We start from the raw sequence: 13,480 nt of genomic DNA on the forward strand, positions 1-13,480 counted from the left end.
GAATAAAAAAATAAGAATAGAGCGAGGACAAATCAACATTTTTGATTCCATTCCTCACCCTATTCATCTCTAATAATCTTATTTTTAATTTTAATTACAGTTTCTCTATTAAAGTTTTACACGATTATCAAAGAGCACTTTACCATCTTTAATAACTCTTTCTGCATGATTAATACCATAATGATATGGAATATATTCATGATTAGGTGCATCCCAAATTACAATATTTGCTTTATCTCCCTCATTTATGGTACCTGCATCAACGTCAATTGCTTTAGCTGCATTGACTGTCACTGCATTCCAAATTTCATTTGGAGATAACTTTAATTTTAACGCTGCAATAGACATCACCAATTGTAAATTATTAGTCACACAACTACCTGGATTGAAGTCAGTAGCTATCGCAATAGCGCCATCGTTATCTAGCATACCTCTTGCATCTGCATAACCTTCCTTATCAAGATAAAAAGTTGTCCCTGGTAATAATACTGCAACAGTATCACTATATTTCAATTTTTGTTTACCTTCTTCACTAGATGCAACTAAATGATCCGCAGAGATAGCATTTTCATCAATTGCAAGTTCTAAACCACCTAATGGATCGATTTCATCTGCATGAATTTTAACATCAAAGCCTTGTTTTTTAGCTGCTTCCATGTAAGATTTAGATTCTTCCACAGTAAACACGCCTGTTTCACAGAAAATATCGGCAAAATCAGCATATGGTTTAACTTCCGGCAATAAATCTATCATTTCTTGTAAGAAAGCTTGGTTAGACTCCGCATCTTTAGGCACAGCATGTGGCCCAAGGAAGGTATGTTTCATGTCTAAATTATATTTTTTTGCTAATCGATTTGAAACACGCAATTGTTTAAGTTCATTTTCTTTATCCAATCCATAACCACTCTTACTTTCAACCGCTAAGACACCGTGTTGTAACATGGTTAATAGATTTTTTTCCGCTTTTTCAAAAAGTTCGTCTTCCGTCGCTTGACGTGTGGCTTCTACAGTAGAAAGTATACCGCCACCTTGTTCAAGTATTTCTAAATAAGACACACCTTGACGCTTGAGTGACATCTCATGTTCACGTGAGCCACCATGTACAAGATGCGTATGTGCTTCTACCAAGGCAGGTGAAACGACTTTTCCTGAAGCATCTATTATTTCTTTTGCATCATATGCATCAGAATGTTCACCCGCATAAACAATCTTGCCATTTTTCACAACTACTGTACCGTTTTCAACAATATTTAAATCATTTAATTCTTTGCCTTTTAAAGGACGTTCGGTAGCTTTCGGTAAAATTAATTGTTTAATATTTTGAATGATTAAGTCGTTCATTTTTTATCTCCTTTTCTTGTAATCATTGGAATGTGAATGCCTTTTTCATTTGCTACATTAATTGCTGATTCATAACCTGCATCAGCATGTCTTACTACTCCCATACCCGGATCCGTAGTTAATACACGTCCTAAACGTTTATCTGCTCTTTCTGAACCATCAGCAACTACTACCATGCCTGCATGTAATGAATAACCCATACCAACACCACCGCCATGATGGAATGAAATCCAAGATCCACCTGCAGCAGTATTGATTAATGCATTTAAAATAGCCCAATCTCCTACAGCATCTGAACCATCTTTCATACCTTCAGTCTCACGATTAGGACTGGCTACTGAACCTGAATCTAAATGGTCGCGACCAATTACAATCGGTGCAGAAATTTCACCTTCACGCACAAGTCTATTTAACGCTAGACCCATTTTCGCACGTTCTCCATAACCTAACCACGCAATTCTTGAAGGCAATCCTTGAAACGCAATTTTCTTCTGTGCTAAATCTAACCAACGAATAAGTTTTTCATTTTCAGGGAACAACTTTCTCATTTCTTCATCAGCACGTTCAATATCCTTAGGATCCCCACTTAATGCTGCAAATCTAAATGGCCCCTTTCCTTCGCAGAATAACGGTCTAATATATGCCGGTACAAATCCAGGAAAATCAAAAGCATTTTTTAAGCCATCATTATATGCGACCTGTCTTATGTTATTTCCATAATCAAAAGCGACCGCACCCTGTTTTTGAAATTCTAACATTAGTGATACATGCTTATGCATTGAGGATTGCGATTCTTTCACGTATTGTTTTGGATCTTTATTACGAAGTGCACTTGCCTCTTCTAATGAATACCCTTGTGGCACATATCCATTTAAAGGATCGTGGGCACTCGTTTGATCCGTAATAATGTCAATTTTAAATCCTTTATCTAAAATTGCTTGATGTACATCGACCGCATTACCGACCAAGCCAATAGATAATGGCTTGCCTTGTTTGCGTGCATCTTCCGCTAACGTTAATGCTTCGTCTAAATCTCGTGTTTTCACATCACAGTAACGTGTATCAATACGCTTATCAATGCGTGTTTCATCTACATCAACTCCGATGACAACACCACCATTCATCGTAACTGCCAATGGTTGTGCACCACCCATGCCACCAAGACCAGCAGTTAATGTAATCGTACCATTTAATTTGCCATTAAAATGTTGATTAGCTAGTTCACCGAATGTCTCATATGTACCTTGAACGATACCTTGTGAACCTATGTAAATCCAACTACCCGCAGTCATTTGTCCATACATCATTAAACCTTTTTGATCTAATTCATTAAAATGATCCCAGTTTGCCCATTCAGGTACTAATACAGAATTTGAAAGTAATACACGTGGTGCCTCTTCATGTGTTTTAAATACAGCAACTGGTTTGCCTGATTGAACTAACATCGTTTCATCAGCTTCTAATGAACGCAGTGTGGATTCAATTGCTTCGAATGCTTCCCAGTTTCGAGCTGCTTTACCTATGCCACCATAGACAACCAAATCTTCGGGTCTTTCTGCAACTTCAGGATCTAAATTATTATATAGCATTCTTAATACTGCTTCTTGTTCCCAACCTTTACATTCAATCTCTAAACCTTTTTTTGCTTTAATATTTCTCATGAACAATCTCTCCTTCATCGATTTTAAATTCAACCTTTGTTTTGATATTTAAAATATCCATAATGCAAATGGAATTGTAATCAGTAGTGTGAGTACTACTCTTTCAAACCAAATAATCACAAGTTTTCCTATCGATATTTTAATTTCAGTAGATAATATAACCGGAACAACGCTTGAGAAAAATATAATCGCTGAAACACTCATGACCGCTACTGTAAATCTTGTTGCTAAATCTGCTGATTGTGCAATCGCAGCTGGTAATAACATTTCAACAATTGAAATCGTTGAAGCCTGTGCTAATACCCCTACATTTTCTACTGGAAAAATGCTGATAAATGGATAAAAGATGTAAGATATATATTCGATTACTGGTGTGAATTCTGCGATTACTAATCCTAGAAAACCAATTGACATGATAGAAGGTAAAATTGCTATAGTCATTACGACACCATCTCTCAAATTTTCAAATACATTGTCAATTAATGACTTAGACTGTTTCACAGCTAATTTTGCTTCTAACCAAGACTCTTTTAACAATGGCATGTTTCTGCGAATCTCTTCTTGATATGGTTGGTCTTTATATGTCGTATGCTTTTCAAATCTGATAGGTGGGAGTTGTACGGTAATAGCAGTAACAATAAATGTCACTGCGAGTGTAAACCAAAAATATAAATTCCAATGCTGAATAATACCTAGTGTGTTAGCTACAATAATCATAAACGTAGCGGAAACCGTAGAGAACCCTGTCGCTACAACTACTGCTTCTTTATGTGTGTAACTACCACTCTTGTAGACTTTGTTTGTTATTAGTAAGCCTATTGAATAACTACCAACAAATGATGCTACTGCATCGACCGCTGACTTTCCTGGTGTCTTAAATATCGGTCGCATTATCGGACGACAAATCACACCGATAAACTCTAACAATCCAAAACCTACTAAAAATGATAAAAAAATCGCTCCTATGGGAATTAAAACACTTAATGGTATGGCTAACTTTTCATATAAAAATGGTCCAATACTTTCTTTTAAAACAAAAGCAGGCCCTATATTGAAAACAACCATGAAAGCGATGAATACCCCTACTACTTTAAATAAGCTAAAAATAATATTTGTTTTCGATTCATTCCACCTTTGATTGAGAAATGGATGAATTGCACCAATAATAATTAAAATCAAAACATAATATGGTAAAACTGGTTTCACTATTAGCGTAATCCATTGCACAATATGATCAATCATAATGGTTGATTGACCTTGTATAGTCACAGGAACGAAGAAAAATATAATACCAATCAAGCTATAAATGAAAAATCTCCACATGTACTTCACGCCCCTAACATGAAAGTACGACTCCCTCTATATCTAAAAGTATAATATGTTATTATATAGACTACCAATATCAATAAACTAATTATTAATAGTTTCAAACTATAAATACGCAAATATATAGGAGTGACATTCAGATGAAAATTGTTCAATTAGAATATTTTATTGCTGTCGTTAAATATAATAGTTTTACAAAAGCAGCAGATTTTTTGCATATAAGCCAACCCTCTTTAACTAATACAATAAAAAAAATAGAAGCTGATTTAGGTTATGATTTATTTTTAAGAACGACCAAGGATATCAAAATTACTGAAAAAGGTATTCATTTTTATAATTACGCAATTCAGCTCGTACAAAGTTATCATCAAACGCTAGAAAAAATGTATGATTTAAAAATGGGACATGCACCTAAAATCAAATTTTCTATTCTTGAATCATCAAATCAATGGATATCACAAGTAGTTGCTATGCATCAAAAAGAATATGCAGATCAAACGTATCACGCTTCAGAAGTACATGATCAGAGCACGATATTAGAGCGTCTATTAAATTTTGAAAATCATTTAGGCTTAACCAATGAACAAATTATTCACGAGGATATACACTCTGTTCCTCTATATAAGGAATCTTATGTCCTCATAACACCTAAAAATACCTTTTCTAATAGCAAAAAGGTATCCATTAAATCTTTACCGCTCATTTTACCTACAAAAGGTTCCCAAGTACGTAAGCATTTGGATGACTATTTTAACCGCTTAAATATTTACCCAAATATTATTATAGAGGCAGATCGCTTTGAAGCTTCAACGAATTTCGTTCATCGAGGATTAGGCTATGCCGTCATACCACGTGTCTATTACCAATCTTTTAATGCACGAGATTTAGATGCAATTGAAATTAAACCTACACTCAGTCGTACCATTTACATCAATTACCTAAAAAAAAGAAAGCACCCTGAACGAGTACTTTCTTTTATAGATTTATGCCTTTATTATTGGAATATTAAAGAATAAAATGATGTAAAAAATTAGCTGATAGCTTTGCAGTACGATTATCGACATCATATTTAGGGTTTGTTTCTGCAATGCTAATCGTAGAGACTTTGTCATTTGGGATAATGCGTTTGGCAAGTTCAAGGACAATATGTGGGAACAAACCTAATACTGCATTAGCACTTACACCTGGTGCGTATGCGCTATCTATAACATCCATACATATTGTGAACATAATAACGTCATGATTGTGTATAAATCGTTCTACCTTATCTTTTACAGGAGGAGATATTTGATGCAATAATTCCTCAGCATAAACAAAACCGATTTCTTTTTCTTCCGCATAATCAAATAGGCCTTGTGTATTACCGCCTTGTTGTATACCTAATACCAAATAATCTGCTTGATTATCTTGATCTAAAATTTGCCTAAAGCTCGTTCCAGAGGTAGACTGTGACTCTGCTCTGGTATCAAAATGTGCATCGATATTAATGATACCTAAAGAAGCATCAGGATAAACTTTTCTTATACCTAAATACTGGGCATATGCGATATCATGTCCACCACCCAATAAAAACGTCTGTTTATGCCTTTGTATTGATGTCGCAACATATTTTGCGAATTCTTTTTGGGTGTCTTCTAAGTCATCATGATCATGTTCTACATTACCATAGTCATATATCTTGCAGTCACTCAACACAGGTAGATTGGCAAATGCTTTCTTAATTGCGTCGGGACCTTCTTTAGCACCTAATCTCCCTTTGTTCAATTCAACACCCCTGTCAACTGCGTAACCTAATAATCCCACACCTTGGCGTGTCTCATGATAGTCATCTTTGATATTTCTAAAATTCACAGTTTGAAAATGTCTAAATTGAGACTTATCTGATTCGCTATCGACTCTACCTGTCCAGAAATCACGCTGTGCTAATTTATACATAATTCTCCTCCTTTTATAACAATGTCTCATTTAAAAGTATACGCTTACATTGAATTCAATTCAATTTATGCTTTTATTTACCCAAAATTTATCTACTTAATTTTATCAAATGACAATAAATTATTTCATTTAGATGTTAGTTTTGGCATTACTATTACATTTCAATGATAAATACCTAAATTTAATTTATTTCTGATTAATAAATATGTATAATTAGTGATAAATGATTTTCTGAACCCTATTGGAGGTTACATAATGAATAAACAACGTATATCAGGTTTTCAATGGGCAATAATGATTTTTATTTTCTATATTATTGCTTATGCAGCTCCTATTATACTGAAAGACTTACAAAGTACTATTTCACTTAAGACTTTTGTCTTTGACTTAAGTGCTATAGCACCATTTATTGCTGCGCTTGTTTGTATTATCGTTTTTAGCAAACGTAAGACGCAGTTATCTGGTTTAAAACTAACAATAGATTTAAAAGTGATTGAACGTATTTTACTAGCATTTATTTTACCTTTAATCATTTTCCTGATTGCTATGATAAGTTTTAATATATTTGCGGATAGTTTTGTATTATTACAAACAGAAGATTTATCTGTTTCAATTACTGCAATTATACTTGGACAACTAGTGATGGCATTCTTAATAGAATTTGGTTTCCGTTCTTATTTACAAAATATTATAGAAACGAAAATGAACACATTCTTTGCATCGATTATTGTTGGTTTATTATATTCCATTTGGAATATAAATATGGCCTTTAGTCTTGAATATACTTTATATGGTTTATTATATACATTTGCATTTTCCATGATTATCGGTGAGTTAATTCGTGCTACAAAAGGTCGCACGATATTTATCGCAACGATATTCCATGCAGCAATGTCATTTGGTCTTGTTTTCTTATTCAATGAAGAACTTGGCAGTGTTTTTGCAATGAAAGTAATTGCACTATCCACATCAGCTGTAGCAGTCGTATACATTTTATTAAGTATTATTATTCGAGCAATACTTTATTTCTTTACTAAACGTAGTTTAGATGAAGTTGATAGCAATAATTATTTAGATCATGTAAGTGAAGATTCAGAAACTGCTCAAGCAGATGATAGTAATGAAGATACACTCGAATCTGATAATTCAACAACAAATGTACATACACATAGTGGAGACAGTGAGCACAGTGAAACTGCTACATCTCAAACTGAAAGAGCAACAGACAATCATGTCAATTCACATGATGCTGACTCAAAACCATCGACTGAACATGTGAATGACACGGACACTGAGAAGGATCACCGACAAACACAGCACGATGACAGCCGAAACAATATTATTGATGAAAACACGCCACAAACTATAGAGAACAACGATGTCCAAGATGAACATCAACATGTTGAGACACAGGTAAATGGCGCCGTTGAAAATTCTACTGAAAAAGCACAGGTGGAGACATCATCACCAAAACATGATGATTCTAGTACTTCTGAGCCAACCATACAACAACAAAATAAAAAACGACAACGATCACCTTTTAAACTTAAAAACAAACATGATCATCGTCGCTAATTAACAAAAAGCAGGTTACGCTAATCGTATATTCAGATACAATGAATAAACTTCATGTCTATCTTAATTTATACCGTTAGTTAACCTGCTTTTATTATATTTTGAGTTATGATTTATTTAAAATTTCAACGCCTTTTTGCTTACCTATAATGACTTGATCTGTAACATCAAGAAAATATCCAGTTTCTAAAACACCTACTAAATGAATTAAAAATTCATGCATAGCATAAGGATCGATAGATGAATTCAATGTAACATCAAGGATGTAATTGCCATTATCAGTTATAAATGGGACATCATCCACCATTCGGCGCATAACTTTTAAATTATCGTAAGCTACTATTTTTTTAGAAACTAATAACCAATTAAATTTATCTACTTCTACAGGTAAATTAAAAGTTTGACCTAAGTATGATACACACTTAGATTCATCTACTAAAACAATAAACTTTTCCGCCATGGCATCAATCACTTTTTCTCTAAATAATGCCCCGCCGCCACCTTTAATTAAATTCAAATTGTTGTCTACTTCGTCTGCACCATCAATGGCAACGTCAATTTTTTCTACATCATTGACATCCACTACTCGAATACCTAATTCTTTTGCGATATAAGCAGTTTTATTAGAGGTGCATACACCTGTAATATCAATCTGTTCATGGTCCAACTTCTCAGCTAGTTTTGGGACAAGCAACTCTATTGTTGAACCAGAACCAATGCCCACAACCATACCGTCACTGATTTGGCTTAACGCTTCATTAAATGTACTAATTTTTAACTGTTTCGTATCCATAATGCGTCCCCTTTACATAACTTACTCTCACCTTTATTGTACATGAGATTGAAAAAAATACATAGTTAAAAAATATGTATAAATTTTAAATTAATATATCTTCTTGCATAATTAAATAGCTAGTTTACAATAATAATACATCACCAACTAGGAGGATTGTCATGATTTATCATTTAAAAGCGATTGCTACAGGAAAAATAGAAGATTTACCTTATAGTACTAAAAGACCAATGCGTTCAGCACTTAACAAAACACTTTTCACCGGTAAGATGTGGCTTTCAAAAACCGGTTTTTCTGAAGATGAACAAGAATACAAAGGACATGGCGGGCCCAATAAGGCTGTATGTTTATATAGCGAAAAAAATTACGATCTATGGAAAGATGATGTCACAGATTTACCAGAATATGCAATGTTTGGCGAGAACTTAACGGTCAAAGACTTAGATGAAAAAGATTTGCATTTTGGAGATCAATTTCAATTAGGTGAAGCGATTATCGAAGTTTCAGAGATAAGAGAGCCTTGTTGGAAAATACAAGAAAAGTATAAAATTCCTAATCTTATTAAACGCATGTCCAGTTCATGTAAAACTGGTTGTTACTTTAGAGTAGTTAAGGAAGGCTTTGTTTACGATTCGTCTCATCTTCAGCTCATAAAATTCGGGGAACATGATTCTCTTTTATCTGTATTCGAACTTAATGATATTTATTACAATGACAATAAAAATGTCGTGCGCTTGGCATATGCTTTGAAAAATCCATATTTAACTGAAGAAAGACGACGTAAATTAGAAAAATATCTAAAACGCGCTCAAAAATAAACATTACAATATGGGTAAATATCCTAAACTAATGGCTCAAAAAAAAGATTCTTATACAACAAGAATCTTTAAAAATGATATATTGATATAACTCAGGTTAAGTAACTGACCAAAAATGGTATTAATATAACTGCACTTACCTGAGTTTGTCTACTTAATCTATTTTCTGTAATACATTATTATAAATTGCTACTTACTTATCCATTTCATAAGTGGTGTTTGCTTACTTTATATTAATTCAAAACACTTGATACACGCGCAATGATATCATTCTACTTCTTCGCAAGTTTTTTCAGCAATTTTATATGATGTCTTAGAATAAAATGGCTGATTCGCTTCTAAAATTGATGGCGCATCTTCTCCATACAAATTAATATCATTAGGTATGCATTGTGTTTCTAACGTAAATCCTGAATGTGCTTTATAAATATTGAAATCACTTTCCCATTCCGTAGTATCATTAAATGTAAATATCACGACATTGGGCATATCAGTTTCAACAGACAGTTGAAAATGTTTATTTTCAACTGTCATACCTTGCTCTCCAATCTGAAACGGATGATCTAGACCACCATAACGTTTCATTTGTGATTGAATGTCATGATGCTCACTATTAAAAATATCTTTAAATTGAATGTGATTGCGTGCAAAAACATGTTCTAAATTTAGTGGCTTTTGTTTTGTCACAAAATGATCGTTATCTAATAAATGCATTTTTAATGTTGAACTTGAAATACTATGGTTATCGATAACATTATTATCTCTGTTCAAATTAAAGTAAACATGATTCATAGGATTAAAAATTGTTTTTTCGGTAGTAACGGCTTTATACTCAATTGTCCATTTGTGATCAACGTCATAAGTATGTATCACCTCTAAATCGATATTTCCTGGAAAATAATCATCTGATTGCTGAATTGTAGTGGAAAACACAATTTTCACTTGTCCTACTTGTTCAAATATCTCATAATCAAAATAACATTTATCAATACCGTTAAAACCACCGTGAATATTATTTTTACCATCATTCGTATCTAATCGATACGTTGTACCATCCAAATGAAATTCTGCATTTGCAATCCGTCCACCATAACGGCCTACAGTAGCACCAAAATAAAAAGGATTTTGTTGATAGAATTCATCCGCTTCTACCACATTACCTAATACAATATTGTTATCATCATATTTCCATGACACGATACGAGCGCCATAGTTTGTGAAAACAATCTTAGTTGCTTCATTGTCTATCTTAATTAAATCAATACCATTACTTTGTCTTTCTACTTTTGCAAACATCATCAATTACTCCCTTTCAAACCAAACATATTATGATTCACTTAGACTTTCAGTTCTATCTTGAATAAAACTTCAATCACAAATTGAATGTATCGAACCACAGTCATGAACACCATCTTTATTTTATAAAACAAGACATAGGATTCCTGGTAGTTCTAAAATTCATTGCTTTTAAAGTGAATGAAACAACATTTAAAAATGAGCTAAGGTCAATACGCACTCAATATCTCCCCAAATTATTGAGCAAAATACTTCATCCACTAATATTTAAAATTCCAAAATAGCTTACTACTTCCCTTAGTAAATATCTTACTTATCTATAGTGTAACAACTTAACTCAATCATTATCTATACTAATTATTCATTCTATCAAATATTATTTAAAATTGTGATATTTTTTCTATTTTTTATAAATATGTTTTATTTGGCATATTCAACAAACTCGAGGACCCTATTTTACAATTCATACTTTCATAAAAAAAGTAGGAGTGAAACCATTATGTTGTTTGAGTTTCATTCCCCTACTTATATATTATGATACGGTTTTAAAAGTTATTTGTTCATCTATTACTCATTTCTATAATCATTAACATATGTTAATTTTTTCCGAAAACACGTTTCATAGATTTAAACAGACCTTTATCAAAACTTAAGATGGTATCTTTATAACTTCTTACTGCAATATAAAGCAAGATAAATATGGTTACTATTGATAGACTCATACTTATTACAATTTCCCAAGTAGCTACATCAGGTGTTGATGCACGTAAAAACATGATAAAGGGAGATAATAAAGGAATAAAACTTGTAATCCTTATGATAGTCGTGTCAGGGTTTATAACACCAAACATTGCCGTATATAATGCAATGATACTAATCAACGTCATTGGCATAAGTGATTGATTAATGTCTTCGATACGTGAAGTAATCGATCCCAAAATAGCTGCCAATATAATATAGGAAAGTATACCTAAAATCAGCGATAGTATACCAACGATGATTAATTGTACTGTTAGATCATTCGGCTGTACATCAAATCCTTTAAGCATATCTCCAATATCAAATAACAGTACACTTATAATACCTACTACAATGAAAATACTAATTTGTGTTAATGCCACAGCAATGACGCCACACAATTTAGCAAGTATGTGTGTTACTGGTGATATGCTTGTAATAATCATTTCAATGACACGTGACGTCTTCTCAGTTGCAATTTCCATCGCTACTTGATTGGCATAATTTATGATAATGAAAAACATGAGCATAATACCTGCATATACGATAATCGTATTAAATGTTTTTTGTGATTCACTTAAATGTGTGCCATTCGCACTATCTGAAAGCACTTGTGAGCTTACTTCACTTTGAGATTGCAATTGCTTTAGCTCATCTTCAGATAGGTTCAAACTAGATGCCACAAGTTTGGTTTGGATAGTTGATAAAGTAGTTTGTAATTTTTGTTCATCTGTTTTCGAAACGGTATCCTTACTTAATATTTCACCAGTCAATTTATGATTATCATGTAATTGAATGACATACGCTTTATCTAACTTTTCATTTTTCACTTGTTGATGTGCTTGTGATTCTGTCATTTTTTTAAATTTCGCATCACTATCAAGATGATCACTTTGTGCTTTAACCCCTTTATATATTGAGTCTTGATTGACTACGATACCAATCTTATCAGGCCCATTATCAAATAGATCAACGATTTTATTAATATTAGCTGCCGCCAACATTAATACAACGACAATTGCTGTGAAAATCATAAATGATTTTGTTTTAACTTTACTTTTATACGTAAGTGAAAAAGTAGCCCAAAATTTATCCATTTACCTCACCTACTTTATCTATAAAAATCTCATTTAATGTTGGTTCTATCACTTGAAATCTTTTTACAAAACCATACTGCACAACGATATGATATATTTCCTCTGCAATAGATTCGTCTTCTATTAATGCTCGTATTTCCCTCTTATTGCGTTCCACTTGGATAACCCCATTGATATCATCTATTTCTGGCATCGCTTGATTGGTTTCAATGATTACGCTTTTATTGCCGTGATTTGCTTTCACTTCACCAATCGGCCCTGAAACAACAAGTTCACCTTTATTCAAAATACAAACATCATCACAAAGCTCTTCTACATGCTCCATCCTATGAGAACTATAAATAATCGTCGTTCCTGCATCATTTAAATCTTTTACAGCTGATTTTAATAATTCAACATTAACTGGGTCTAAACCACTAAAAGGTTCATCCAAGATTAATAACTCCGGATTATGTAACATACTTGCTAATAGTTGTATTTTTTGTTGGTTACCTTTAGATAATGATTCAATTTTCTTGTCCCTATTTTCTTCAATATCAAAACGATTTAACCAATAATCAATGGCTTTAGTTATTTCCTTGGATTTCATCCCTTTTAATGTAGCTAAGTATCTTAACTCATCGACCACTTTCATTTTTGGATGTAATCCTCGTTCTTCAGGCAAATATCCAATTTTATCATATATTGATTGGTCGATTGCTTTATCTTTATACAAAATTTGTCCTTCAGTAATCGGCGTCAACCCAAGTATCATTCTAAATGTTGTTGTCTTTCCTGCACCATTACGTCCTAAAAAACCTAGCATGTTTCCTTGTTCTAAATTTATCGAAATATCATTAACTGCTGTAAAATCCTTATATTTTTTTGTAACATTTGCTATTTTTAAGGACATGACAAGAT

At 32.9% G+C, this 13,480-nt stretch carries 11 protein-coding genes; 3 read left to right on the forward strand and 8 right to left on the reverse strand.

Annotated elements, in window-relative coordinates; translation table 11 throughout:
* Positions 1-108: 108 nt before the first annotated feature.
* From hutI to MUA21_RS09900, 3 genes are read right to left on the reverse strand one after another with little or no spacing between them, the layout of a single operon-like run.
* Positions 109-1,341, reverse strand: coding sequence for an imidazolonepropionase (gene hutI / locus MUA21_RS09890; protein ID WP_262561172.1), 1,233 nt, complete (start codon positions 1,339-1,341; stop codon positions 109-111).
* Complete coding sequence (hutU, locus tag MUA21_RS09895; protein WP_107525407.1) at positions 1,338-3,002, reverse strand: urocanate hydratase; 1,665 nt, start codon at positions 3,000-3,002, stop codon at positions 1,338-1,340. The genes hutI and hutU overlap by 4 nt, the downstream gene beginning before the upstream one ends.
* 48 nt (positions 3,003-3,050) lie before the next feature.
* A complete protein-coding gene (locus tag MUA21_RS09900; protein ID WP_046208507.1) occupies positions 3,051-4,325 on the reverse strand; it encodes a YjiH family protein in 1,275 nt (424 codons plus the stop codon).
* Between the two features lie 143 nt (positions 4,326-4,468).
* Between MUA21_RS09900 and MUA21_RS09905 the strand changes: the two genes are divergently transcribed.
* Positions 4,469-5,344, forward strand: coding sequence for a LysR substrate-binding domain-containing protein (locus MUA21_RS09905; protein WP_262561173.1), 876 nt, complete (start codon positions 4,469-4,471; stop codon positions 5,342-5,344).
* Here MUA21_RS09905 and hutG read toward each other — a convergent pair.
* Positions 5,334-6,263 (reverse strand): formimidoylglutamase, encoded by a 930-nt coding sequence (gene hutG, locus MUA21_RS09910; RefSeq protein WP_107525405.1) that lies wholly within the window; start codon positions 6,261-6,263, stop codon positions 5,334-5,336. The genes MUA21_RS09905 and hutG overlap by 11 nt on opposite strands.
* A gap of 255 nt (positions 6,264-6,518) precedes the next feature.
* Between hutG and sdpC the strand changes: the two genes are divergently transcribed.
* Positions 6,519-7,838 carry a peptidoglycan release complex CPBP-like subunit SdpC gene (sdpC, locus tag MUA21_RS09915; RefSeq protein WP_262561174.1) on the forward strand — a complete coding sequence of 440 codons (1,320 nt, stop codon included), beginning with the start codon at positions 6,519-6,521 and terminating at the stop codon, positions 7,836-7,838.
* Between the two features lie 106 nt (positions 7,839-7,944).
* Here sdpC and MUA21_RS09920 read toward each other — a convergent pair whose 3' ends face one another.
* Positions 7,945-8,634 (reverse strand): ribose 5-phosphate isomerase A, encoded by a 690-nt coding sequence (locus MUA21_RS09920; RefSeq protein ID WP_046208511.1) that lies wholly within the window; start codon positions 8,632-8,634, stop codon positions 7,945-7,947.
* A 158-nt stretch (positions 8,635-8,792) separates the two neighbouring features.
* Between MUA21_RS09920 and MUA21_RS09925 the strand changes: the two genes are divergently transcribed.
* The gene (locus MUA21_RS09925; protein WP_046208512.1) at positions 8,793-9,449 is read left to right on the forward strand and encodes an MOSC domain-containing protein; all 657 of its coding nucleotides are present in this window, start codon (positions 8,793-8,795) and stop codon (positions 9,447-9,449) included.
* 267 nt (positions 9,450-9,716) lie between these two features.
* Here MUA21_RS09925 and MUA21_RS09930 read toward each other — a convergent pair whose 3' ends face one another.
* The 3 genes from MUA21_RS09930 to MUA21_RS09940 form a co-directional block, all read right to left on the reverse strand.
* Entirely contained in the window at positions 9,717-10,745 is a 1,029-nt protein-coding gene (locus tag MUA21_RS09930) for an aldose epimerase family protein (protein ID WP_262561175.1), read from the reverse strand.
* 596 nt (positions 10,746-11,341) lie between these two features.
* Entirely contained in the window at positions 11,342-12,580 is a 1,239-nt protein-coding gene (locus MUA21_RS09935; RefSeq protein WP_107365316.1) for an ABC transporter permease, read from the reverse strand.
* Positions 12,573-13,472 carry an ABC transporter ATP-binding protein gene (locus tag MUA21_RS09940; RefSeq protein WP_073343950.1) on the reverse strand — a complete coding sequence of 300 codons (900 nt, stop codon included), beginning with the start codon at positions 13,470-13,472 and terminating at the stop codon, positions 12,573-12,575. Before MUA21_RS09940 ends, MUA21_RS09935 begins: the two co-directional genes overlap by 8 nt.
* Positions 13,473-13,480: the final 8 nt, after the last annotated feature.

The organism is Staphylococcus ureilyticus (assembly GCF_025558845.1).
GTDB classification, from domain to species: Bacteria; Bacillota; Bacilli; order Staphylococcales; family Staphylococcaceae; genus Staphylococcus; species Staphylococcus ureilyticus.

What these genes read in the sequence shown, in the direction of transcription:
- hutI (WP_262561172.1), bottom strand. Translation starts at nt 1,341, where the DNA reads ATGAACGACTTAATCATTCAAAATATTAAACAATTAATTTTACCGAAA.
- hutU (WP_107525407.1), bottom strand. Translation starts at nt 3,002, where the DNA reads ATGAGAAATATTAAAGCAAAAAAAGGTTTAGAGATTGAATGTAAAGGT.
- MUA21_RS09900 (WP_046208507.1), bottom strand. Translation starts at nt 4,325, where the DNA reads ATGTGGAGATTTTTCATTTATAGCTTGATTGGTATTATATTTTTCTTC.
- MUA21_RS09905 (WP_262561173.1), top strand. Translation starts at nt 4,469, where the DNA reads ATGAAAATTGTTCAATTAGAATATTTTATTGCTGTCGTTAAATATAAT.
- hutG (WP_107525405.1), bottom strand. Translation starts at nt 6,263, where the DNA reads ATGTATAAATTAGCACAGCGTGATTTCTGGACAGGTAGAGTCGATAGC.
- sdpC (WP_262561174.1), top strand. Translation starts at nt 6,519, where the DNA reads ATGAATAAACAACGTATATCAGGTTTTCAATGGGCAATAATGATTTTT.
- MUA21_RS09925 (WP_046208512.1), top strand. Translation starts at nt 8,793, where the DNA reads ATGATTTATCATTTAAAAGCGATTGCTACAGGAAAAATAGAAGATTTA.
- MUA21_RS09930 (WP_262561175.1), bottom strand. Translation starts at nt 10,745, where the DNA reads ATGTTTGCAAAAGTAGAAAGACAAAGTAATGGTATTGATTTAATTAAG.
- MUA21_RS09935 (WP_107365316.1), bottom strand. Translation starts at nt 12,580, where the DNA reads ATGGATAAATTTTGGGCTACTTTTTCACTTACGTATAAAAGTAAAGTT.
- MUA21_RS09940 (WP_073343950.1), bottom strand. Translation starts at nt 13,472, where the DNA reads ATGTCCTTAAAAATAGCAAATGTTACAAAAAAATATAAGGATTTTACA.